The organism is Microcoleus sp. MON1_C5 (assembly GCF_036701875.1).
GTDB lineage: Bacteria > Cyanobacteriota > Cyanobacteriia > Cyanobacteriales > Microcoleaceae > Microcoleus.
Genome location: NZ_JAUBRN010000001.1, coordinates 339,895 through 365,341, shown reverse-complemented (window position 1 = coordinate 365,341; position 25,447 = coordinate 339,895). Strand labels below are relative to the sequence as shown.

Here is a 25,447-nt window from a genome sequence, read left to right as displayed (position 1 = left end):
CCTTGATTTGGTCAATCCTAAGCACTTTAAAAACTGGTTTACAAGCTGCTGTTACTGTACTTCATAAACCTGGAATCGGCTGTATCTTACAACCAGTTTACAACTTATTGTAGCTTGGTTGATTTAGATACCCGACTTCTTGAAGAAGTCGGGTATCTCGCCTTCAGGAATTATACCAAATATTTCTTAGTCCCCCTCTGCCCGGACTTTTTTTGTATAGTAGCGGTTTCAATCGCCGATCAATCTTTGATATCCTGCCACCCATTCCACGATCGCCTCAGTCAATCCATCTAAGGTATATTCTTTGGCTTCCACATCTAACTTACCCAATAAATTTTGGCAGCTTTTGGAAGTTTCCGGGCCGATGGATGCGATGCAAACGTTTTCCAACCAATCCTTAGACAGGGACAATTTTGGGCTTTGTTGTATGAGATTGCAAAAGTTATGTACGGTTTTGGAACTGGCAAATGTTATGATATTTACGGCTTGATTTTGGAGTGCGGATAGGGCGATCGGATCGATTGTTTCGGGACAGCAAGATTGGTAAGCTGGCACTTCTATTACTTGCGATCCTTTGGCAGTGAATTCTTTAACTAAAACTTCTCGGCCGCCGCTTTCTACTCTGGGAAATAGAATCTTGCAGTTTTGCAAGTTATCGGGGAAGTTTTCGACTAGGGAATCGGCGACAAAGTTGGGGGGAATAAAGTCTGGTTGTAGAGAGTGCGATCGCAAACTTTCTGCTGTTTTTTTACCGACAACTGCTATTTTAATGCCAAACAAGCTGCGGGCGTCTTTGCCTTTTGCTTGTAATCGTTGAAAAAAGCAGTCTACAGCGTTATGGGAAGTGAGAATTAACCAGTGAAAGCTTGACAATTGTGCGATCGCGCTGTCTAATGGTTCCCAACTCGAAGGCGGCCCAATTACTAAGGCGGGCATTTCGATAACGCGGGCTCCTTGTTGCTGGAGTCGATCGCTAAATTCAGCAGACTGAGAAACCGATCGCGTGACTAAAATGGTTTTTCCTGCTAGCGGCAATTGGCTGTTGTTAGCGGTGACTGGTGTATCGATCATATTTGTGCTCTCTGGCTGAATTAGATATTCGCGCAATCTGACTACTTCCCCAATTACGATCACACAAGGCGATAGAGATTGACCTGCTGTTTGCTGTACAATGTTGGAGAGAGTGCCCAGCCAAATTTGCTGTTCGGGGCGGCCGCAATCTCGGATAATGGCGATCGGAGTTTCGGTTGATCGTCCGTGCTTTTGCAATTGCCAGACAATCTCGCTTAAATTGCGTCCTCCCATCAATATTACCAAAGTTTCTATCTTCACTAATGCTTCCCATTCCAAAGCGTCCGGTTCATGGGCGCTCATCACTGCAAAACAGCGACTCATTACTGGATCTGTGAGGGGAATTCCTGCTAGTAAAGGTGCGGATAAGGCGGAGGAAATTCCGGGTATTACTTCAAACTCGCAGCCCGCTGTGATTAATGCTTGAATTTCAGAACTGGAACGACCAAAAATAAACGGATCGCCGCTTTTTAGGCGCACGATTTGCTTTCCGAGTTGGCAATGTTCTACCAGCAAGCGGTTGATTTGTTGCTGCTGCGTGGAAGGTTTGCCGCCGCGTTTACCGACTTCGATTTTCCGACAAGTTGCTGGGATTAATTCGAGTTGCGGGATGTCGATGAGAGCATCGTAGATTAAGACTTCGGCTTGGGATAGCAGTTTGTGCGATCGCACTGTCATCAAGTTACAATCTCCGGGCCCTGCACCGACTAGATAAACTTTCCCTTTGTGGTTTTTCACAATTCCTCCTCGATAGTATAGTTGTATGAATATTGCTAGCGTATAGTAAGCTGCCGATGGTGCAGCCTACCCTATAGTAATAGTAAGGTGCGAATGGCTCACCCTACGCTATACTTAGCAGTTTATTGTATAATAAAACCTATTTATGCAGATTATCATCATCACGGCCGCCGATGCCAATTACTTTGAATTGGTGCGAGGCACTATTTTATCGGTGCGGGAAAAACCTGAGGGCGAAAATGTGGCGATCGGCTTTTTCGATCTCGGCTGTACTCCCGAACAGTTGCAGTGGCTGGAAAGGCAAGTAACTTTTATTAAAAAACCGGACTGGGATTTTGATTTTCCTGGTAGAAATGAAACTCCCGAACATTTAAAAGGACTATTAGTTAGACCTTGTTTGCAAAAATACTTTCCCAATTTTGATATATACCTTTGGATTGATGCTGATGCTTGGGTTCAAGATTGGTCAAGTGTCGAACTGTTAGTTAAAGGCGCGGCAAAACGCGGGCTGGCAATAGTTCACGAATTAGATCGAAATTATAATTTACCTTACGGCAAACAGGCTTGGTACTGGCAATTTGTTTACCGCGATTATCAAGCAGTTTTTGGAGATGAAGTAGCCCAGCAGTTATACAGCTACCCTACCATCAATGCCGGGGTGTTTGCCCTGCACAAAACCGCGCCGCACTGGAAAATTTGGGCAGAATACTTGGAACAGGGATTGCAAAATTCCGTTTTAATGACCGATCAAGTAGCATTAAATCGGTTAGTTTACGGTACTGAAATGTTCGACAAAACAGAGATACTTCCAGCTCGCTGCAACTGGAGCTGCAACTTTGGTTTGCCGATTTGGGACAAGCAAAAAGCGTGTTTTGTGGAGCCGTACTTGCCCCAGGAAAAAATCGGTATCCTGCACCTGACGGGATACAAACACGATCGAGTTAAACTAACCGCAACAGACGGAGATACAGTAGAAATCAGCCTCCGCTACCAACCCACTCAACCGAAAAAAATGACAGCACAAGGACACTCGGAAATCGCACATAATACTTTATTGCCCGCCGGAGATTACGTCTCGCCCGGATTGAAAATCATCCTCCCGGATGCCCACTTTCCCAACATGATTGTCGCCGATCCTCAGACTTGTCAGTGGCCTTACCTGCGCCGGGAAATTCAGCACAATTGGTATGTCGATCGGCGGGCTGCTTCAGTCGGATTTCTCAGCCGCGACGAAGCACACATTCTTTACAATACAGCACTGCAATTTTCAGGTAAAAAAGCATTAGAAATCGGCTGCTGGCTGGGTTGGTCTGCTTGTCATTTAGCACTCGCCGGAGTTGAATTAGATGTCGTCGATCCGCTGCTAGAAAGAGACGACATCAGGCAAAGCGTCATTGATTCAATTCAAGGAGCTCTCAATGCGTCGGGAGTTCAAACGACCGTCGAGCTAATACCAGGCTACAGCCCCCAAAGAGTCGAAGAATTTTCCGCTCAATTCAACCGCAAATGGTCGTTAATTTTTATTGACGGAGAACACGGAGAACCGGGGCCGTTAAATGACGCAATTGTTTGTGAAAAATTGGCGGAGGAAGATGCAATAATTTTATTTCACGATTTAAATGCTCCTGATGTTGCTCAAGGTTTGGATTACTTAAAGCAAAGGGGATGGAATACTGTAATTTATCAAACAATGCAAATTATGGGTGCTGCTTGGCGGGGAAATGTCGAGCCAGTAAAACATCAACCCGACCCCAATGTTTCCTGGCAGTTGCCAGCACATTTGCACGGTTACAATATTAGCAGTTTAGAGACAATTAATTCTCAAACAGCCAGCCAAATTAATCAAGACCAACAGTCATCTTATACAAGAGATTTTCACCAATTAATCGGAGAAGGAACTCGCAGTTCTGCTAGAGAAATTATTCCCCTGCTGTTAGACTTGCTGCAACCGATTTTACCTAAAAGTGTGGTAGATGTGGGCTGCGGTACGGGAAGTTGGTTAGCTGCGTTCCACCAGTTGGGAATTGCTGATTGTTTGGGAATAGATGGTGATTATGTCGATCGCACTATTTTACAAATTCCTTTAAATCAGTTCCAATCCGCCGATTTAAAGCAACCGCTGCAAATAAACAGAAAATTTGACTTAGCAATTTCTCTGGAAGTTGCCGCACATTTGCCGGCTACCTGTGCCGAAAACTTTGTTAATTCTCTCACTCAACTAGCACCGGTGATTCTGTTTTCTGCTGCGATACCATTTCAAGGAGGCGTCGAACACGTTAACGAACAGTGGCCACAATATTGGGTTTATTACTTTCAGAAAAACGGCTATGCAGTTATTGACTGCTTGAGAAAAAAGATATGGAACAATGACAAAGTAGAGCCTTGGTACGCTCAGAATATCTTGATTTTTGTTAAACAAGAATACTTGTCGGGATATCCGAGGTTAGTAAATGAATATCAAAATACCGATCTGAATCAATTAGCCATCGTCCATCCCAAGATTTATTTTTACAGCTTGCAAGCTGCTAGAAATTCGGCACATAATTTACAATCAGAAAGTGTCAAACAAGTTACAGCATCGCCACCATTGGCAGATCGACCTTTCGTATCTGTGATTATTCCCTGCTACAATCAATCTCATTTTTTGCTGGAAGCAGTAACTAGCGTGATTAACCAAACTTACAAAAATTGGGAAATTATCATTGTCAATGACGGCAGCTTAGATACTACCAGTACAGTAGCAAAAAATGCGATCGCAGCAAATCCCCAGCATCGAATTAGGCTAATAGAACAAGCTAATCAAGGGATATCAAGGGCTAGAAATACTGGCATAGCGGCAGCAAACGGCGAATACATAATGCCCTTAGATGGCGATGATATCTTAGCTCCAAATGCCTTGATTTGTCTTTTAGAAATCTGTCTAAAATCCAAAGTACCTTGCATAGCATTTGGTTCTTATCAACTTTTTGGTGGCAATGAAAATCACACAATACCCAGTTATGATTTATACTCACCAAAAAATATCAAACAATCTAATATGATTTGCACGTCTTCATTGTATCACAAATCAGTTTGGAATTTGGTCAACGGTTACAAAGCAGAGATGAAAGAAGGTTATGAGGATTGGGAATTTTGGGTTAATTGTCACAAACATAGCATTCCTTTTTTAGGAACGAGAGAAATAGTTCTTAATTATCGTCACGTTCATGGTTCTAGGAATGAAACTGCTCAAAGTTACCATCATAAATTGGTAGCACAAATTGTTTCTTACAATCCAGAAGTATACGATATTGAAAGTGTAAACAGTGCTAACAAACTATTGGAATCAATCGCCCATTAATCTTTATTATAATGACTAAAGTCTTTACTACGAACAATTTTCCGAAAGTTTGTAGTCAGGACTTTAGTGTTATCTACATATCGGCAATCACATCCAAAAAACGCTTAACCTGTTTTTCCCAAGTCCAATCCAGCATAAAATTAGCCGCAGCTAAACCGCGACGTTTTGAGTCTTCGCGATTAGTATAAACTTGTTCCAAAGCCTCGACAACTTCTGCAACCTCAGACTCTCCCCAACCTTCAACACCGGAAAAAGGAGCCGTCAGTTTAACTCGTCCTTGGCTCCATAAAGGATAGCAAATGTGGCTGTAAATCAAGTCTAAATGACCAGTATTTGCTGATAAAATAGTCGGAATTCCGCAGGCCATACTTTCCATCGCGACTAAATTAGTGCCGCCTTCGCAGCGGTTGGTGAAAACAGCGCAGTCGGCTTCTCGCAAAATTTGTCCAGCGAGGTGATTGGGAATTAAGCCGATGTCGATAAAAGAGTCAATCGGCAAACCGTTAGCCACTAACCATTGGGAAATTCCTAAACTTCCGTCGCGGTTGATATTGGGAAGTCCGGCAACGTTTCCGGTTTGTTCGATTCCTAGCATATACTGAGGCCAGAAGTTGTGCCATGTTGTTAGTAACAAAGCCTCTGGATGTTTGGCGCGAAATCGTTTGAAAGCGGCAATTACAATATCTTGACCTTTGCGATATTCCAGTTTGCCACCCGAGAAAATGACGAAGCGATCGCCAAATAGATTAGATTTAGGTGCAGGATGGAAAATTGTTGGGTCAATTCCTTGATGTACCATCGCCACATTAGTCAAGCCACAGCTTTTCAAAACATCGGCATTCCAGTTGGAACCTGCGACAATCGCGCTATATTTTTTGGCTGTTTCTAGTGCTTCTGCTGTGATTCGCGTGTCTTCAAAAAATATGACTCCTATTTGACAAGCGCTGGTAATTTGATTGTCAACTCCAGAGGATGCTAAATTATTCCCCAAAGCGTAAAGTACGGGAAAATTACAACTTATTTGTTTGTCGGAATTTGGTGCTACTAATTCCTGAAAAGTTTTTTGCTTTTCAATTACAGGTAATAACAGGGATTTATGCAGCGGATTCATCGCTTCTGAGGTGATGGATGGCGGTGCTAAAAGCGCAACTCGCCAGGCGGGATTTTGCAGCAGTTGTAGTGTTAAATTCACGCCGTAAATTCCCCAACCGCTGGTGATGCTGATCGGCCAAGTGATGCCGATTCCTGTAATTTGTGGGGGAGTTTCTGGGGGTTGAATTTGAGTCGGAGCATAAGAATCTGCGTTAGCAGGCTGAGCCTGGGCACGAGTAGAGATTAAGTGTTCTAAGGCTGCTTTTATGCGATCGCAAACTCCATCCCAATCACCCGGTTTTTGCTGCCTAAACAACCGCGCAGTGGGATACCACGGGCTATCTTCGCGTTCCAGCATCCACCGCCAATCGGGAACAAAAGACAGCAAAATCCACACGGGTTTGCCCAAAGCACCGGCCAAGTGCGCGACAGAAGTATCTACGCAAATTACTAAATCGAGCTGCCAAATAATTGCTGCGGTGTCGGCAAAATCGACGCAATGTTCGCTCAAATCTTCAATTTGGTGTTGTTTTAATAAAGTGCGTGAAGCGCAGCTATCCTGTAGGGAATCGCCCGCTGACAAATCTTTCTGAAGACTGTAAAAACTCACTGCCGGAACATCTACAAATTTCAGAAAATCGCTCAATTTACACGATCGCCGATGATTGTTGCGGTGCAGCGGGCCGCCAGCCCACACAATACCTACTTTTAGTTTATTGTTCGGCTCTAGGGAAAATTTAAAATCGTGTGGCGGAGCTAAATAAGGAATATTCGCCGGTATATTTTCCCAAGTCGTTCCCAGAATTCGCGGCAAACTTAGCAGGGGGGCTTGCACTTGAAAATCTATCAAATCGCTCGGCCTGACTCCTACTCGATCTACTCCTGCAATTCCTTCAAACAAACGCTTCAGCAAGACATGACAAGCAACAATAACTTTGCCACCTTTTTGCTTAACTAAAGGAGCATAGCGGATAAACTGTATCGTATCGCCAAAACCTTGTTCGGGGTGCAATAAAATTGTTTTTCCCTGCAAATCCGAGCCGTCCCAAAGCGGTTTCTCAAAAGAGCGCTGATCCAATTGTTGAGTTTGCCAGCGCGATTCGTACTCTGCAAAACCAGCATCAAAATTCCCAGTTAAAAGCAAAGCTAATGCTAGTCTCAAGCGCCAATTTGGCGAGTTGGGACGTAGTTGAATTGCTTTATTGTAGAAGTCGATCGCCTCTGCGACTTGTCCCTGTTCTTCGAGGGCATAACCCAAATATAAGTTAGTTTCAGCCTGGTGAGAATTGATTTTTAGCGATTTTTGGTAATGAGCAATAGCCTCGGCTATTTGCCCGTTTTCCTGTTTGAGATAACCTAAATAACTGTGGGCTTCGGCGTGGCTGGGTGAGACGGCAATTACTTGTTCGTAACGAGCGGCTGCCTCTGCTTTTTTACCTTGTTTTTCTAAGGCCTTTGCTATGTGAAATTGTACCTGTGCGGGCGATAAAGAAAATCGAGGCGAAGCTGCGGTATCTTCCTTACCAGGCACAGCTTGGGAACGAGTAGAAATTAGGTGTTTTAAGGCTGTTTTTATGCGAGCGAATACTTCCTCCCAATCGCCCGGTGCTTGCTGCCGAAACAGTCGCGCCGTCGGATACCAAGGACTATCTTCGCGTTGCAACATCCAGCGCCAATCCGGGATAAAACACAGCAAAATCCATACGGGTTTACCCAAAGCACCAGCTAAGTGCGCGACAGCAGTATCCACGCAAATTACTAAATCTAGTTGCGATATCACCGCCGCAGTATCGGCAAAATCGTTCAAATTGTCGCTCAAATCTATCACGGGAATTTGAGATAACAAACTACGATTGCCAGCAGACATTTCTTTCTGAAGACTGTAAAAACTTACACCGGGAATATCTAACAATGTCAGGAAATAGCTTAAATCGCTCGATCGCTGAAAATCCTTCAAATGTTCCGAACTTCCCGCCCACGCAATCCCAACTTTGAAATTGCTATCGGAATTTAGGGAAAACTGCCAATTCGGCGGCGCAGCTAAATAAGGAACATTTGCCGGTATATTTTCTAAATTTGTTCCCAGAATATGAGGCAAACTCATCAGGGGTGCTTGTACTTGGAAATCCGGCAATTCCTCCATCCGAACCGCCACTTGTGCGAGGCCAGGAATCTGCTTAAATAAACGCTTCAGTTCTTGATAGCAAGAAATGATTATTTTACCACCTTTTTGCTGCACAATTGCCGCGTATCGCACAAATTGAATGGCATCGCCCAAACCTTGTTCGGATCGGAGCAAAATAGTTTGTCCGTTCAAATCGGAACCATCCCAAACTGGTTGGTCAAAATTCAACCGTGGCAATTTTTTCGCCTGTTCTGTTTGCCAGCGCCACTCGTATTCTGCTAAACCGCGCGGCAAGTCGCCAGTCAACAACAAGACTAAGCTTAAGTTGAAGTGAGCTTTTACACAATTAACATCGATTTCTATGGCTTTTTTGTAACACGAAATTGCTCGATTTACGTCTCCTAGTTGTTCAACAGCACTGCCTAAATTAGTAATAGCTTCTCGATAATTAGGGTTCAAAGATATGGCTCGTTCCAAGCTAGAAATTGCCTCTTCTATTTTTCCCGCCCCCAAGCATAACGTTCCCAGGTGATAGTGTCCTGTAGGATTGTTTGGTTCTACTCCAATTGCACGCTCGTAAAACCGTTCACCCTCGTCTAGCTGAGATTGTGTTTCCATCGCCACACCCAAATTTACCAGCGCGGGCACGTAATTGGAATTGACAGAAAGTGCTTGATGAAAACACGCGATCGCACTCTGCAACTCGCCCTGCTGCTGGAGTATCGCGCCGAGATTGTTGAGAGCTTTGACGTAAACCGGGTTCAGGGCGATCGCCTTTTGAAAGCAAGATATAGCAGCCATTATATTGCCTCGATCTTGCAGCAAAATACCCAAGTTATTGTGGGCTTGAGCGCAGTTTGGATCTATTTCGATCGCGCGCTGATAATAGGTGGCAGCTTCGCCTAAATCGCCTGTTTGGTGCAGCGTCACTGCCAAATTAGTCGTAGCCTCTCTCGAACTCGGCTGCAAAACCAAAGCATTTTTAAAATAAGCGATCGCCTCGGTCAATTTTCCTTGCGACTTGAGAATATTTCCCTGATTAAACTGTTTTTGATATAATTCAATATTGGTTTTAGTTTCTCTTGGCGGTATAGCTGGTTTATGCTGGACAATTCTTTCTCTCAGCGCCAAAACAGCTTCTTCTAAAACTCCTTCCCAATCTCCCGCTGTTGACTGGCGAAACAGCCGCGCCGTGGGATACCAAGGACTATCTTCGCGTTGCAACATCCACCGCCAATCCGGCACAAAACAGAGCAAAATCCACACTGGTTTGCCCAAAGCACCAGCCAAGTGTGCAACACAAGTATCTACAGAAATCACTAAATCCAGAGCCGAGATTGCCGCCGCAGTATCCGCCAAGTCGTGCAAATAAGAGCTTAAATCTGTTACTGGCATTTGCTCTAACAAAGCGCGATCGTCGGCTGTCATTTCCTTTTGCAAACTGTAAAAATCTGCTCCGGGAATATCTAACAGTTTTGTCAACAAATTTAGAGGTAAAGCTCGCACCTTATTGTGGGAATTTTTAGGATTTCCAGACCACACAATCCCCACTTTCAAATTAGGAGTTTGGCTGAGAGTAAATTCCCAACCGGGCGGCGGAGCTAAATAAGGAACCTTCGCCGGTATAGTTTCTAAAGTTGTTCCCAGAAGGTGTGGCAAACTCATTAGCTGCGCCTGAACCTGAAAATCCGGCGCATCCTCGGGATTAACTATTAACCCATCGATTCCCGAAACTTGTGCAAACAAGCGCTGCAAGTGCGGCAAACACCAAACAATTACCCTGCCGCCTTTTTGCTTGACTAAATCGGCGTAGCGGATAAACTGAATTGCATCGCCTAAACCCTGTTCCGGGCAAAGCAAAATAGTTTTTCCCTGCAAATCTTTGCCATCCCAAAGCGGCTGAATAAAGTTGTGGGAGCGGAACTGTTTTTCTTTAACTAGGAGTCGCCATTCGTACTCGTAAAAACCGCGCTGAAAGTCTCCCGCCAGCAGCAACGCTAAACCTAAATTTAGGTGAGATTCAGGATTGCCGACATTGAATTTAACTGCTTGGCTGTAACAGGTGACAGCATCTGCAAATTGGCCGCGATCGTGCAAAGCACTTCCCAAATTGGTGAGTGGATTAATATAACCGGGTTTGAGTTCGATCGCCCGACGGTAACAATCGATCGCCTGTGCCATTTTTCCCGATTCCTCAAAAGCTTTGCCGAGATTGTTCAAAGCTTCAGGAAAGTCGGGTTTCAGGCTCAAAGCTTGCTGATAGCAACCGATCGCATCTTCAATTTTGCCCTGTTTCTGCAGGACAATTCCTAGATTGCAGCGAGCCTGTGCACTGGCTGGCCATTGCTGAATCGCTTGCTGGCAAACGGCTAGAGCCTCATCTAACTTGTCTTGCTGTTGCAGGGAACTCCCCAAACCGATCAGAGTTTCTGCTAAATCCGGTTGCAGTGCAGTCGATCGCTCGTAGTATGCGATCGCGCGGTCAATTTTGCCCTGTCGGATCGAGGCGTATGCTAAGTTGTGCAAGGCGTCCACATAATTTGGATCGATCGCGATCGCCCGTTCGTAATTGGCTATCGCCTGTTCGTAATTCGCGCCCGCTTCCTCCCCTTGTGCCTCCAAAGCAATTCCCAAATTCAAATAAGCCACCGCGCAATTAGGATTGACTTGAATCGCTTGCTCGTAGCAGCTTATAGCCTCCGCCACATCCCCTTGCTCTTCCCGCAACAGGCCCAAATTAATCAGCGCTTCCGCGCAATTCGGGTTCAAAGAAAGCGCCCGCTCGTATTCTGCGATCGCCTCTTCAGTCTCCCCTGCTTCTGCGAGCGCGCTGCCCAAATTGCTCGCAGTTTCCGCCAAATTCCCGTCGATTGCTAGCGCTTGTCGGTAGTGCGCGATCGCCTCTGGGAGCCGGCCCGCTTGCTGTTTGACAACGCCTAAATTGCTGTGCGCGGCTGCGTAATTAGGATCGATCGCGATCGCTCGCTCATAACATTCGATCGCACCCCCAAAATCGGCTTGCTGCTGCAAATCTACGCCCAACCGAAACTCTGCATCCGCCGCATCCGACGGCACAAATGCAGCAGCAACAGCGCCTAGAGCTTCCGCAACCCGAGCGAAAACGTCCTCCCAGTCGCCCCGCTGATGCTGGCGAAACAGCCGCGCCGTCGGATACCAAGGACTATCTTCCCGTTCCAGCAGCCACCGCCAATCCGGCGAAAACGCCAGCAAAATCCACACTGGTTTGCCCAAAGCGCCCGCCAAATGGGCGACAGCGGTATCGACACTAATGACTAAATCCAGTTTGGCGATCGCAGCCGCAGTATCGGCCAAATCGCCAAAATACGGGCTCAAATCTACGATCGACGTTTGATTCAACAGCGCGCGATCTGCCTCGGAAATCTCTTTCTGCAAGCTGTAAAAACTTACCCCCGAAACCTCCAAAAGCGGCAGAAACTGGCTTAAACTGCACGAACGCTGCTTGTTTTTGCGGTGTTTTGGATTCCCCGCCCAGACAATGCCAACTTTCAAAGTGCGATCGGGCAGAAGCGTAAATTCAGCACCCGCAGGCGGAGATAAATAAGCAGTATTTGCTGGTATTGTTTCCAGCTTTGTACCGATAATATAGGGCAAACTCAACATCGGCGCTTGCACGTCAAATTCCGGCAGTGGCTCGCCTTTAACTATTAGCAAATCAATGCCGTCAACCGTTGCAAATAAACGGTGCAATTGCGGGTAACAGCCCACAATGACCCTACCGCCTTTATTTTTGACGATCGCAGCGTAGCGAATAAACTGAAGCGAATCACCTAAACCTTGTTCGGCGTGCAGCAAAATAGTCTTTCCCACCAAATCAGAACCGTCCCACAGCGGTCGGTATTCTCTCGCCGAAACTGTATTATCCGGCCCCGTCAAAAAACACGAGTGACCCGTGTGAAATTCTTTAATTTGCCAGCGCCACTCGTATTCGGCGAGACCATTTTCCAAATCTCCGACCAACAGCAAAGCCAAGGATAAATTCAGGTGAGCGCTAGCGTGATTTGGACTTAAATGAATCGCTCGTCTGTAGCAGGATATCGCATCTTCTACGGCGCCTTTTTCCAGAAACGTCCTGCCTAAATTGTTGATAGCTTCCACAAAATCCGGCAGCAATTCTAAAGCTTTGTGATAATACTCCAGCGCATCTTCTAAATTGCCCTGTTCTTGCAACACTGTTGCGAGATTGTTGTAAGCTTCCCAGCTATGCGGATGAATTTCCAGCGCTCGCCGGTACAGCTCGATCGCCCTTACAAGTTCGCCTTTTTCTTGCCGCGCCACCGCTAAATTAATCAGGGCGGGTACGAAATCCGGTTGAGCTACAAGAGCTTGCTCGTAATGTGCGATCGCCTCTTCCACTTGACCTTGTTCCTCAAAAATCTTTGCCAGGTTGTAAGCTGTTTGAGGAATATTTGGAGCGATGGCTAAAGCTTCTCGGTAATGGGGGATAGCAGCTTCCAATTCGCCATTTTCTTGCTTGAGAAAACCAAAATTAATCCGCGCTTGAACGCAATTTGGCTCAAGAGATATAATCTGTTCGTAAAGGGCGAGCGCCTCTTCCTTATCACCTGTTTCCATTAACTGTTCTGCTTGCCGCAATAAATCCTCTAAAACAGCTAAATCCTCGCCAGCCGTTCCGATCGCAACCGATGTCTCAATCCCCTGCGATTGCTTAGCTGCGGAGCCTTCTGCTAACCCTTCGCTCGCCATCGCAAATATTTGTTTACTCTCTTTAACCACGGTTGCACCTGTCATTTTGAGAGCCACAGAATCGAGGTCAGGCGTATTATTAGCAGTCATTACGAGGGAAACGAAGTCAAGCCGATCGTGGGCAGAATCCTCGGAATAACTAGCAGTATTGGCGATCGCAAATAAACTCAAAGCCGCCTGTACTTCCTCAAACAATTCTTGCCAACTTTCCGGCTGACTTTGGCGGAAAAGCCTCGCAGTTGGATACCAAGGATTATCTTCACGATCCAGCAGCCAACGCCAGTCAGGAGCAAAAGAAAGCAGCACCCAAACCGGTTTTCCTAAAGCACCGGCTAAGTGCGCCACAGCCGTATCGACACTAATGACTAAATCCAGTTGAGATATAGCCGAAGCGGTATCAGCAAAGTCGTTTAAATGCGGAGTTAAATCCGGCACTAAGTGTTGGTTCAACAAAGTGCGATCGCTCTGGGACAAGTTTTTTTGTAAACTATAAAAAGCGATTCCCGGAACCTCCAAAAATCGAATAAAATCGCTCAACCTACAAGAACGCTGATTGTCTTTCCGGCGCTGCGGACTCCCCGCCCAAACAATCCCTACCTTCAATTTGGCATCAGAAGAAAGTGCAAATTTGCACTCAGCAGGCGGAGCTAAATAAGGAACATTTGCCGGTATTGTTTCCAGAGTTGTCCCCACAATTCGCGGCAAACTCATCAGAGGTGCGTGAACGTCAAATTCTGGCAAACCTTCCAGACTAACTGATAAATATTCAATACCAGGAACTGTCGCAAACAACCGCCTCAGTTCTGGATAGCAAGCCACCATCACTTTAGCGCCTCGGCTCCGAAGAATTGGGGCGTAGCGAATAAACTGAATAGAATCGCCAAAGCCTTGCTCGACGTGGAGTAAAATAGTTTTCCCCTGCAAATCGGAACCATCCCAAATCGGCTGTTTAAATTGCCTCGGTTGTAGTTGCGGAGTACGCCACCGCCACTCGTATTCAGCAAAACCGCGCTGAAAATCTCCGAACAATAGCAAAGTTAAACTTAATTCCAGGTGGGCGGTGGCGTTGTCTGGCTGCAATTCCAAGGCTCGACTGTGACAAGAAAAAGCCTCTTGAAACTCTCCTAAATCGACCAAAGCGTGTCCGAGATTGTTAATTGCTTCCACGAAGTCTGGCTTTAATTTTAATGCTTGTCTGTAGTAGGATATTGCGGCTTTTACATTACCTTTTTCGTGGTAAAAGGCTCCTACATTGTTGTGAGCTTCGGGATTGTTGGGGTCAAGTTTTACCGCTTGCTGGTAGCAGTTGAAAGCTTCAGCTAATTTACCTTGCTGCTGCAAAACTGTTCCCAAGCCCATCAGGGAATATGTCAAATTGGGATTTATTTTTAAAGCGTGGAGGTAACAAGCTATCGCCTCGTTTAATTGATTTTTTTGTTTAAATAAATGTCCTAAATTGTGCGCTGTTTCGTGCTGGTTTGGGTCGAGTTGCAGCGCTGTTTGGTAATATAAAATAGCCGCTTCTATTTCGCCTAATTGCTGTTTGCTCCAGCCCAAATTATTGTAGGCGAGTGCGGAATTTGGCTGGATTTTGATTACTTGTTCGTAACTGGCGATCGCCCTTTGATATTCCCCTACATCCAGCAAAACATTAGCCTTATTTAAATGTGCTTCTACAAAATCTGGGTTTTGGGCGATCGCTTGTTCATAAAAGTCGATCGCTTCGGCAATTTTTCCCTGCTGTCTCGCCGCGATTCCCAACAAACACAGCACGTTTGCTGATTCGGGCTGCACTTCTATTATTTGCCGGTACAAATTTTCAGCTTCTAACAAACGGCCCGCTTGGTGATGTTCCCAAGCTAATTTCAAAGAGTCTTCGGCACCCAGTTTACAGGCAGTTTTCCGAATTTTTTTTTGAGAAGCCATAGTTGTCTTTGTTGTTTGGGAGTTCGCTAACTGGTAATTGCCAAATTGTTCTAATGTGTTAACTCTTCCTTCCTTCTTTCCCCTTCCTTCTTCCTTCTTCCTGACATCCGTTACATCCGTTACATCCGTTACAGAATCCGTTGCCGAACTTCCTTCTTCCTGACATCCGTTACATCCGTTACATCCGTTACATCCGTTACAGAATCCGTTGCCGAACTCCCCCTTCTACCCCAACAAACAAGCTGCAGGAAAAATCAGATATTCTAAGAAAAACAACTTCCAGATAAACTGATAAAATGCAGCAATTTCTATTTTATCGTCCAAATCAACTTTCGCGCTCCAAAACCACATCAAACTCAAAGCCGCCACATGAGAAACTGCCAGAAACACTAAATTAACATTAGACAATACGATCGCTCCCGCCAAAGTCGCGCCCAAATAACAAACCGTCAACACCCAGCGAGATAAATTAAAGACGGCCGGCTTGCCCAGCTCAATCGTAAACGTAGTAATATTATATTGCTTGTCCCCTTCCATGTCGGGGATATCTTTAAAAATGGCGATCGCAAACGTAAACACCACAACAAAAACCGTCAGCACCCAAACTTCCGGAGGAATCCCAAAAGACACACTCTCCAAATTCCAGCCAGAAAAAGCGCTTTTCGCCATTCCCAAATCCAACACCCAATTAAAGTGCAAAAATAACCCTAAATTTACGATCGCCCCCCGCACCGTAAAAATGCACAGCGCCGCCCAAAAAGGAAACCGTTTCAGCCGAATTGGTGGCAGAGAATAAGCAGTCCCGATCGCCAAACTAACGCCAACTGTAGCCAGCAAAAACGGGCCTTGCAAAACCGCAGTCAAAATTGCTATAATTCCCGTTGCAATTACAATTAATTCCCCGGTTTTCCGAGAAAAAACTCCCGAGGCGATCGGCAAATACGGCTTATTTATTTTATCAATTTCAACATCTTCTAACTGGTTCAATCCCACAATATAAATATTGCCGCAAATGCAAGCCAACCAGGCACAAGCTAGGGGCCCAAATACAGGATTCACAAACAGCCGCGCACTTTGGGCGATCGCGTACAACGCCAATACACTCAAGCTAGTACCCACAATTGTGTGCGGCCGAGAAAACTCCCAAAATGCCCTCAGCCAGCTTTGCTGAGCCGAGCCATTTTTATCAATCCAAGACTTTCCAATCGAATCATTGCCCATAAATCTCACACCCGCACCACACCAATAATATTTTTTTTCTAAGGTGTGCAATGCACACCTTACTCATCAATTCAACACTCAAAACTTCTCTGATATATGCCTGCTATTTTACAGCACAAATCATCCCAAAACGAATCAACCCGCTCTGATATCCACGGCTCATCAATCCGAGAGCAAGTGCTGCTTGAATTGTCGTCCAACCGCTCGTGAGCAAACCCCAAATCGCGCTCGGAGTCAAAGCAGAATCGATCACCACATCCCAAAAAGGAGCAACAGCTTTTGACCAATCAGCGGTGCGAATACTTGTCAAAGGCAAACTGCGGACAATTTCCTCGTATTCCGGCAAAGAAATCACATAAGGCAAAGCATAAACCCGGTAAATTTCTGCCAATTGCTTTCTCTCTTCATCAGTTAATTCTCCCGCCGTTTCTCCCACCGGGCGGTGACACCAAGTTGCCAAAATCAAAGTTCCTCCCGGCTTGAGTACGCGGCAGCATTCCTGCAAAAACTTAATTTTGTCGGGCATATGTTCGCCACTTTCGAGCGACCAAACCAAGTCGAACGACTCGTCCGGAAAAGGCATATTCAAAGCATCGGCCACCAAAAAGTTCACATTGCTTTCTAGCCCAGCAATTTTAGCGCGTTCGGTCGCTCTGTTGGCCTGTACCGGACTCAGAGTAATCCCGGTAGCTGTAACCCTAGGGCCCGTTTTATTTGGTTCGGGCGATCGGCTATAATCTTGATCCGCCCCGCCATCCAACTTTAAATTATTTTGAGGGAGAGAACTAAACTTTTCGGTCAAATACAGCGTGCTGCCGCCGATCCCGCAACCGACATCGAGAATGCGGTAAGGTTCACAGAGTGCCTTCTCTGACGGCACTCCAGCCCAAGCCAGCAGTTCTTCTATCAAATCTATCTGAGCCTGTCGGCGCTCTTTTTTCAAATTGCCATCCGGGCCGTAGTAACCGTGGTGCATATGTTCGCCCCACACCTGCTCCCACAAACCGCTAGAAGCGTCGTAAAGTTGCTGAATTTGCTGGTAAAGTGTTGATGTCATCGCCGGATCGCAAGTTATTAAAGGAATTCTACCGTTATTTTCCCGCTGTTGTCATAGAATTTGGTCATTTAGTTCGATCGGTCTCCGGCATTCGCCAGACAGAGATATCCTTATTTGAAGCCCGAGGATCGATTTGTGGGCTTCCTCTAAAACCTCAAATCTAAAATTGATTTGTGGGTTCCCTCTAAAACCTCAAATCTAAAATCGATTTGTGGTTCCCTCTCAAATCTAAAATCTAAAACCTAAAATCGAATGACTGTCTCGCGAACCATTGCTTTGGGCTTTTTCGCTGTCATCCTCATAGGTGCTCTATTACTGATGATGCCCTTTTCCACAATTGATGGAACTTGGAGCGATCCAATAACAGCACTGTTTACCTCTACTTCCTCTGTGTGCGTCACGGGCTTGTCGGTTGTGGATGTCGGAAAATATTACTCTTTTTGGGGGCAACTGTGCCTAGTTTTACTGGTGCAAATAGGAGGCTTGGGCTACATGACAGCCACGAGTTTCTTGCTGCTGTTATTGGGCCGCCGCTTTGGCTTGAAAGACAAAGTTGCCATGCAACAATCTCTCGACAAACCCGGGCTAGCCGGTGTAGTGCAACTCATTCAGTCAATTCTAGCAACAACGCTTTTGTTTGAATTAACAGGAGTGTTTTTGCTGATGACGGTTTTCGTCCCCCAATACGGATTTAAGGAGGGTGTGTGGTCTGCTATATTTCACAGCGTTAATTCCTTTAACAACGCGGGTTTTAGCATCTATTCAGATAATTTGATCGGCTACATCACTTCGCCTATGGTTAACTTCACAGTCAGCGGTTTAATCATATTTGGGGGAATCGGCTATCAAGTAATTATGGAAATGTACCTGTGGCTGCGCGATCGCTTCAACAAAAGCCCTATCTGCACAGTTTTTTCCCTGAACTTCAAAGTTGTTACTACTACAACGGCTGTCCTTTTAATTTTAGGAACGCTAGCCTTTTTGGTGCTGGAATACGACAACCCAGACACTTTCGGCTCTCTAACTTTTCCTCAAAAACTGATGGCAGCTTGGTTTCAATCTGTTACTCCCCGCACGGCGGGGTTCAATACAATTAGCATTGGCCAAATGACCGAAGCCTCGCTATTTCTGACCATCGCGCTGATGTTTATCGGCGCCAGTCCTGGCAGCACCGGCGGCGGAATCAAAACCACAACTTTTAGGCTATTGTTTTGCTGTACCACAGCAGTTATCGAAGGCCAGGAAGATGTGGAGTGCTATCAGCGTCAAATCCCGCCACCAATGATTCTGAAAACCATTAGCGTAGTCTTCGGTTCCCTGTTGGTCGCGTTCACATCTGCAATTTTAATCGAGCTGACCAATCCCCAAGTAGAATTTATCGCAGCGCTGTATGAAGCAGTTTCAGCTTTTGGCACGGTCGGTCTTTCCACTGGGATTACACCCACGCTTTCACCGATCGGTAAGTTGATTTTGATTGCTACAATGTACATAGGTCGGGTTGGGGTGCTGCTGCTGGTGAGTGCTGCATTCGGCGACCCAAAACCCAGGTCTTTTAAGTATGCTGAGGAAAGTTTGTTAGTGGGATAAAAAAATCCTGCCTACTTGCTGATAATCTAAACAATGGGTGACAACCCAAATCAACTTTTACGACTTACCTAAAAACCAAAAGGAGGCGGCGCTGTCTCTGCTAAAATTTAAACAGCAAGACGCTCAGCGCTGGATATTCAGTGAACCTGTCATCTTTAAATTTTTTTCGGACTTTGCGCGCCGACAACAAGCAGTTTGCAGTTATTGGTTTGGGACGCTTCGGCAAAGCTGTGTGTTCGACTCTGCACGGCTTGGGTTACGAAGTCTTGGGAGTTGACACCGATGAAAAAAAAGTAACTCAAGCTTTGACCGAGCGCATTGCTGCTCACGTTGTGCAGTTAGATTCTACTGAGCCTAGCGCTCTTGCGGAAGCAGGTATATTTGAATTTGAAACAGTGATTGTGGCGATCGGCAATTACCTAGCAGAAAGCATTACCACCACCCTAAATCTTAAGGAAGGCGGGGTAAGTCACGTAATAGCCAAAGCTTCTTCGGAAACTCACTTAAAACTGTTGAAAAAAGTCGGTGCAGATCATGTAGTTTTTCCAGAACGAGAAATGGGCTGCTCTGTGGCCCGCCTTCTTACAAAACCCAGCATTTTAGAACGCTTTGACCTCGACCCAGATCACAGCATCGTTGAGTTGCTCGTTCCTGAAAAGTTTGACGGTAAAACCATCTCCGAATTGGAGCTCCGGCGCAAGTATGGTTTGAACTTGCTAGCAGTCGGGCGCGCCGAAAAGTTCGAGATTAATCCGGAGCCAAGCGAACGCTTGAGAAAGGGCGACGCGATGGTAGTAATTGGTTCTAATAAAGATATCAATCGCTTGCCAATTTAACAGCTTGCCATTTTACGCACATACAGCAACACTCCTGGACTCAGAAACCCGGTTTCTTGGGTTCCGAGTGTCTAAGTCCTCAGCAAGTGGTGCGGGATGTGTCAAAATTTCAGGCCCTCAGAAACCCGGTCGATCTTAGATCGACCGGGTTTCTCTGTCGATTTTTATGTTCTAATTTTTAACCGAAATATCTAAATTGAATTTCACCAATTCTAGGGTTGGTTCCGCCTTTGCGACCCCCTCTGAGAACCTAGCCAGACAAATCGCGAAAAATTTTAACAAAGTAGCAGCACTCTATCGCGCTCCCGCAAATCATAGGAGCGCTAGCCCTAAAAATTCAGCCGACTTTCAAGATTTTTTGCAAATAAGCTTTGCCGAAAACCACCACCGCCAAGACTAGAGCGAGTTCAACAGGCCAAGGACACGCCGCCACAAACCAAATTAACGAACACACTCCAATAATTGCAGCTATGGGAGCCGGAATTCCGTCTAGCGTTCTACTGTCGGTCCCGGCAGTCACCCACCCAGCAATCAAGCACAACGTCAACGGAATTAAGCAACTTGCGATCATGATTTTTACCCCATCAATTTTTTTTACATATGGCATCTGAGCATATTGTAACAATACATCAAAAATTGGGAAATGCACCATGAATTGCGATAAAATGTAAGATTAGATACTTAATAAGTATATAGGCGGAATTAAACTCAGCTATATAACAGTATGTAAACAGGCCTGACTTAGCCACGCTTAGGGCATTTGGATACTTTACAATCGTTTACATAATTGCGTTTGACAGCGCCTAGCTACTTACGCTGGAATCATAATAGTTGGTAATTTTTAGCTTCGGCTATCTCCGAAGGCAGAATTAGGTTGGCATCAGGTAGAATTTAGGGATTTTTTTTATTTCTACAGAAGTGCTTTTGGTTTCTACCTGGAGATGAATTGCGATGCGCCCATCTCTGCAAGTTATACTCAGGATTGCAGTCAGTTACTGTAGAGCGTGAATCAATGCTGGGCAAATTTTTTCGCAAGCCAGAATTAGAAAACAGCGATCGCGTCCCTCCGGGTCAATACCTCGCCAACGGGTTTCCCGTGCTGACCTACGGCGATACACCCTCGGTCAGTATTGAGAGTTGGGAATTTAAAGTCTGGGGATTGGCAAAACCCAAAACCTTCACTTGGTCGGACTTCCAGGCGATGCCCCAAAGTAACTTTACGGCCGATTTTCACTGCGTCACCCGGTGGTCAAAACTCGACGTGCAGTGGACGGGAGTCAAAGTCACAGATTTTATGAACTACATAGAAGTCGATCCGAAAGCTCTGCACGTCCTGGAACACTGCTACGGCGGCTACACTACTAATATTGCGATCGCCGACTTCCTCCGAGAAGAAAACTTTTTCGCCCACACCGTCTTCGGCGAACCTCTATCCGCAGACCACGGCGGCCCAATGCGGCTGGTAGTTCCCCACTTGTACGCTTGGAAAAGCGCTAAATGGATTAACGGCCTGGAGTTTACAGAAACCGAAGAACTCGGTTTTTGGGAACGCAACGGCTATCACCAGCGGGGCGAACCTTGGGCAGAGGAACGCTACAGCGGTCTGTTTTGATGCGGTCGATCGGGAGCAAGGACTCGGCCACAGCTTCTCTATACAATCTTTGTTGAGGGGCAATCCGGTCTTTTACCGCTTCAATCTGCAGAAATTGCATCTCCTCGATCGCCTCTTTGGGATATCTCACGCCACGGGCTCTATTGAATTCAACCAAAATACGTAGACCCAACGATCGCATTTTGTAGGTAATTTACCCGATAGATAAACTACTTTAACTCCCCTATACAAGTCCCAAAAAACAAATATTCCCAGTTTCTGGTTAATAGAAAACTCCTTTAACTATCAGTACACACGAATATTACCGTATTTATACTTAAGTGTTGGCTGTTGAGGATTTAGACTTCAGAATATAATAAAAAATTAGCAGAAGCCCGCTCTAAATCACTTGGGCTTACCCGCGCTCCCATGCCCGCACCTGCAAGGTTTCAAGCCACAATTTTTATAATTATTGGGTGTGTATTTTTAGGGAGCGATCGCCCACCGGCAGATGCGATCGACACCATTTGTGAAGGTTATGTAAAGGCTTGATAAAGAATGTGTCAAACTTTACCTAAAGTGCCCCAAATACAAAAAAAGTATCGCATAATGAAATTATTAAGACCCTCGCACAAAAGGAACAGGTTATGAATACCAAACTATTATCCGCCTTAACAGCTACCGCAGCCGCCACAGCTCTGTTTGGGGCAGCAGTTCCTGCTCAAGCCTTCTCCTTTGGTACCACCGGCATCACATTCGACCAAGATACAACTATCAAGTTTAACTTCAAAGAATCTCACGGTCAGTACCAATCCTCTTTGGGAATATACAGTGTGGAGAACTCGGCGGCCTCTCTAGTTAAGACCCTGTTTTCGGAAACTAAATCCTCAGACAACGAGTGGGAAAATGAATGGAAAGGAACTCTGGGCAATACAGTCCTGGGTTCTGGCTCGGAAGTATTCACATTCCTGGCAAATAAAATTTATACTTTGGGGCTCGACAGCGACTGGGGTGGCCGTGTCTTCTCGACCTCAGCCTTGAACAACCTTAGGACGCAGCAAGCAGTGTTTGGCGGGCAAGAGCAACTGTGGAACGGGCTCAACAAAGAAACAACGAACGTCTTCAAAGCTGCCGGAGAATTCACAAACGGAGCAGGTTCTCTGTTTAATGGAGGCACCCTAATCTCCTTCGACGATCGCGGTAACAGCAAGGACTCAGACTTCCAAGACTTCACAGTGAGCGCAGAAGCAGTTCCAGAACCCATGACAATGACTGGTTTGGCTCTCGGTTTGGGTGGCTTGGTTGCAGCCCGCCGCCGCCGCGCTAGCAAGACGACTTCATGATATTTTTCAACCCGAACAATCTGCTGAATTAGGTTTGACAAAATAAAATAATATTAGGAGGCGCGCTAATGAGAAATCGGCTCGCCTTTTGCTTGATTTGAAAAGTCAGAAGGGAGAAGTCATATCAATTCTGGTTGCACTCCTCATGACTGTTGACTGTTGACTGTTGACTGTTGACTCTGGGTCGCCAAACTGAATAATGGTTGAGTGTTGGATATTGACTCGATTTTACGCCCGACGATGAAGCGCGGATTTGATATCAGGGTGAAGTTCGGGAACGCGCAGTGTACGGGATTTAACGGATGGGTGTTGAGGGAAGAAGTCAAGCCTGAAGAAGTCAAGCGTTAAGCAAGAGGATTTTTCCCACTCTCCCACTCTCTCCCTCTCCCAACTAAAAATTCAAAACTCAGTCACGGTAAAGTGTTCGATAAAGTGTTCGATCGTACAAAGTCACGGATACCGGTTGAAGAATTTGGCGTTGTATAATAGCGGGATGATTTTGATTGTTTTGTGGGATGGGCCCATGAGCCCGAAGGCGTGTATTTTCACAGCAGGCGGGACGCCTAACCCCTACTCCCCACAATAATCATCCTCAAATTGTGCAACGCCAAGAATTTTAATGTCTGCCCGGACGCACGCTACTTTAATCGCCACCCCACGGTTTTTGTCCGTCGCACCTGTGCTTGTTCCCGCAGCTTCCAATAGCGGAGAATAAGATGTAAAGAACCTTGCTTAATGCCTGAACTATCAACTTCTCGAGTTGTGTGGGACAAAACGCCTTCGACTTCGGAAATAGCTTTAACCAAGGTTTCAATTGCTCAGGAAGGCCGGTCTCGTAGGCTAAAATTAAACGCAGGTTGGTTCGCCTGTGTGGAATAATTGTTAGTACCCGCACTGAATTGGTAAATACGATCGCCTTCGGCACGATAACTCGCTCTCCCCGATCGCTAATAATTTGAGTTGAACGCCGCAAAATCTTTTCAACAGTACCTTCAAAGCCTTCTACAATCATCCGATCGCCTGCTTGAAACGGTTCGTGCAACAGCAACAATATTTCCCCTAAAAAGTATTTGAAGATTTCTTGGAACGCGAAACTAATCGCTACTGAACCAAGTCCTAACCAACTGATGATATCTGCAGGCCGCCAAGCTGGGAACGCAATCACGCAGGCGCTCAAACTGCCAGCAGCCAAAGTGAGAGTGTCAAATAATTCCAGAACGCCACGCTAACACAAAAGATTGAGCTCGATCGGCCGACAGGAATGTTTGACTCTCACTGTGGGGGTGACTCCATCGACTCGTTCGCTAATCATTAAAACACAATCAAAATTTAATATTAGCAGCGCCGACCCCGATCGAGTAAAATCACAGCACTTGCCCGCCGATGACTTAATCTGCTAAAACTAACAAAGTTTGATGATTTCTGAGAAATAACATACATGGTTGCTACATCCGTCAAGATTAAACACGAAGTCAAAGACTTGTCCCTCGCCCCCTTGGGAAAGCAACGCATCGAGTGGGCCGGCCGGGAAATGCCCGTTTTGCGGCAAATTCAAGAACGCTTCGCTAAAGAAAAGCCTTTCGCTGGCATTCGCTTGGCTGCTTGCTGCCACGTAACCACAGAAACCGCTCATTTGGCGATCGCCATCAAACTCGGCGGTGGCGACGCCGTACTGATCGCCAGCAACCCCTTGAGCACTCAAGATGACGTAGCGGCTTGCTTAGTTGAAGACTACGGCATTTCCGTCTTCGCCCTCAAAGGAGAAGACGCGGCTACCTACGAACGTCACGTCTACACAGCCCTAGACCACCGCCCCAATATTATCATCGACGACGGCAGCGACGTGGTAGCCGCACTGATCCAGCACCGCCCGGACCAAATTTCCGACTTAATTGGAACTACCGAAGAAACTACCACAGGCATCGTGCGCCTGCGGGCCATGTTGAAAGACGGCGTGCTGACTTTCCCCGCAATGAACGTCAACGACGCCGACACCAAGCACTTCTTTGACAACCGCTACGGCACCGGTCAATCTACGCTAGACGGCATTATCCGCGCTACCAATATTTTGTTAGCCGGTAAAAATATTGTGGTTGCAGGTTACGGTTGGTGCGGCAAAGGCACGGCACTGCGCGCCCGCGGTATGGGTGCTAACGTAATTGTCACCGAAATCGATCCGATTCGGGCGATCGAAGCAGTGATGGACGGTTTCCGCGTCATGCCGATGGACGAAGCAGCAACAGTCGGAGATATATTCATTACCGTTACCGGCAACAAACACGTCATTCGTGCCGAACATTTCGAGACAATGAAAGACGGCGCAATTGTTTGCAATTCCGGTCACTTCGACATTGAGATTGACCTCAAATCCCTCGGCGCAAAAAGCACCGACGTGAAAACAGTCCGGTCTTTCACTCAAGAATATCACCTCAATAATGGCAAGTCGGTTATTGTATTGGGCGAAGGTCGTTTGATCAACTTGGCAGCAGCCGAAGGACACCCCAGCGCCGTGATGGATATGAGCTTTGCTAACCAAGCTTTAGCCTGCGAATATCTGGTCACGAACAAAGGCAAACTAGAGCCTGGTATTCACTCAATCCCCGTGGAAGTTGACAAAGAAATTGCCCGTCTCAAATTGGAAGCAATGGGTATTCACATTGATACCTTGACGGCCGAACAAATTGAGTACACAAACTCTTGGACTTCGGGCACTTAATCATCGTTTCTCGTTTCCACGCTGTGCCGGGGAATGAATACAAGGAGGCTCTGCCTCC

General features: G+C 46.1%; 13 protein-coding genes. 7 read left to right on the top strand and 6 right to left on the bottom strand.

What is annotated here, in order from left to right; genetic code table 11:
• Nucleotides 1-228 precede the first annotated feature (228 nt).
• Nucleotides 229-1,809, bottom strand: a complete 1,581-nt coding sequence (gene cobA, locus QUA71_RS01330; RefSeq protein WP_333281249.1) for a uroporphyrinogen-III C-methyltransferase — start codon at nt 1,807-1,809, stop codon at nt 229-231.
• A gap of 145 nt (nt 1,810-1,954) precedes the next feature.
• On the opposite strand from cobA, the gene QUA71_RS01325 reads away from it, so the two are divergent.
• Nucleotides 1,955-5,149: a glycosyltransferase gene (locus QUA71_RS01325; RefSeq protein ID WP_333281246.1), complete on the top strand. Its 3,195-nt coding sequence runs from the start codon at nt 1,955-1,957 to the stop codon at nt 5,147-5,149.
• A 73-nt stretch (nt 5,150-5,222) separates the two neighbouring features.
• On the opposite strand, the gene QUA71_RS01320 is transcribed toward QUA71_RS01325, so the two are convergent.
• The 3 genes from QUA71_RS01320 to QUA71_RS01310 all read right to left on the bottom strand — a co-directional run bounded on the left by QUA71_RS01320 (nt 5,223) and on the right by QUA71_RS01310 (nt 17,316).
• Nucleotides 5,223-15,038, bottom strand: a complete 9,816-nt coding sequence (locus QUA71_RS01320) for a tetratricopeptide repeat protein (RefSeq protein WP_333281243.1) — start codon at nt 15,036-15,038, stop codon at nt 5,223-5,225.
• Nucleotides 15,039-15,263: 225 nt separating this feature from the next.
• Nucleotides 15,264-16,259, bottom strand: coding sequence for a homogentisate phytyltransferase (locus QUA71_RS01315; RefSeq protein ID WP_333281240.1), 996 nt, complete (start codon nt 16,257-16,259; stop codon nt 15,264-15,266).
• Between the two features lie 103 nt (nt 16,260-16,362).
• On the bottom strand, nt 16,363-17,316 hold the full coding sequence (locus QUA71_RS01310) for a methyltransferase domain-containing protein (protein WP_333281237.1): 954 nt from the start codon (nt 17,314-17,316) through the stop codon (nt 16,363-16,365).
• A gap of 252 nt (nt 17,317-17,568) precedes the next feature.
• On the opposite strand from QUA71_RS01310, the gene QUA71_RS01305 reads away from it, so the two are divergent.
• Together QUA71_RS01305 and QUA71_RS01300 are read left to right on the top strand one after the other, a co-directional pair.
• Entirely contained in the window at nt 17,569-18,903 is a 1,335-nt protein-coding gene (locus tag QUA71_RS01305) for a TrkH family potassium uptake protein (RefSeq protein ID WP_333281235.1), read from the top strand.
• 140 nt (nt 18,904-19,043) lie between these two features.
• Nucleotides 19,044-19,739 carry a TrkA family potassium uptake protein gene (locus tag QUA71_RS01300; protein ID WP_333217090.1) on the top strand — a complete coding sequence of 232 codons (696 nt, stop codon included), beginning with the start codon at nt 19,044-19,046 and terminating at the stop codon, nt 19,737-19,739.
• 337 nt (nt 19,740-20,076) lie between these two features.
• On the opposite strand, the gene QUA71_RS01295 is transcribed toward QUA71_RS01300, so the two are convergent.
• Nucleotides 20,077-20,346, bottom strand: a complete 270-nt coding sequence (locus tag QUA71_RS01295; protein WP_190658305.1) for a hypothetical protein — start codon at nt 20,344-20,346, stop codon at nt 20,077-20,079.
• A 405-nt stretch (nt 20,347-20,751) separates the two neighbouring features.
• On the opposite strand from QUA71_RS01295, the gene QUA71_RS01290 reads away from it, so the two are divergent.
• The 3 genes from QUA71_RS01290 to QUA71_RS01280 all read left to right on the top strand — a co-directional run bounded on the left by QUA71_RS01290 (nt 20,752) and on the right by QUA71_RS01280 (nt 23,021).
• Nucleotides 20,752-21,351 carry a sulfite oxidase-like oxidoreductase gene (locus QUA71_RS01290; RefSeq protein ID WP_190658307.1) on the top strand — a complete coding sequence of 200 codons (600 nt, stop codon included), beginning with the start codon at nt 20,752-20,754 and terminating at the stop codon, nt 21,349-21,351.
• 626 nt (nt 21,352-21,977) lie between these two features.
• Nucleotides 21,978-22,673: a PEP-CTERM sorting domain-containing protein gene (locus QUA71_RS01285; protein WP_333281231.1), complete on the top strand. Its 696-nt coding sequence runs from the start codon at nt 21,978-21,980 to the stop codon at nt 22,671-22,673.
• A gap of 207 nt (nt 22,674-22,880) precedes the next feature.
• The gene (locus tag QUA71_RS01280) at nt 22,881-23,021 is read left to right on the top strand and encodes a hypothetical protein (RefSeq protein ID WP_190658311.1); all 141 of its coding nucleotides are present in this window, start codon (nt 22,881-22,883) and stop codon (nt 23,019-23,021) included.
• A gap of 295 nt (nt 23,022-23,316) precedes the next feature.
• On the opposite strand, the gene QUA71_RS01275 is transcribed toward QUA71_RS01280, so the two are convergent.
• Nucleotides 23,317-23,865, bottom strand: a complete 549-nt coding sequence (locus QUA71_RS01275) for a mechanosensitive ion channel domain-containing protein (RefSeq protein WP_333281226.1) — start codon at nt 23,863-23,865, stop codon at nt 23,317-23,319.
• 246 nt (nt 23,866-24,111) lie between these two features.
• Here QUA71_RS01275 and ahcY point away from each other — a divergent pair, with 246 nt between their 5' ends.
• A complete protein-coding gene (ahcY, locus tag QUA71_RS01270; RefSeq protein ID WP_190658315.1) occupies nt 24,112-25,389 on the top strand; it encodes an adenosylhomocysteinase in 1,278 nt (425 codons plus the stop codon).
• Nucleotides 25,390-25,447: the final 58 nt, after the last annotated feature.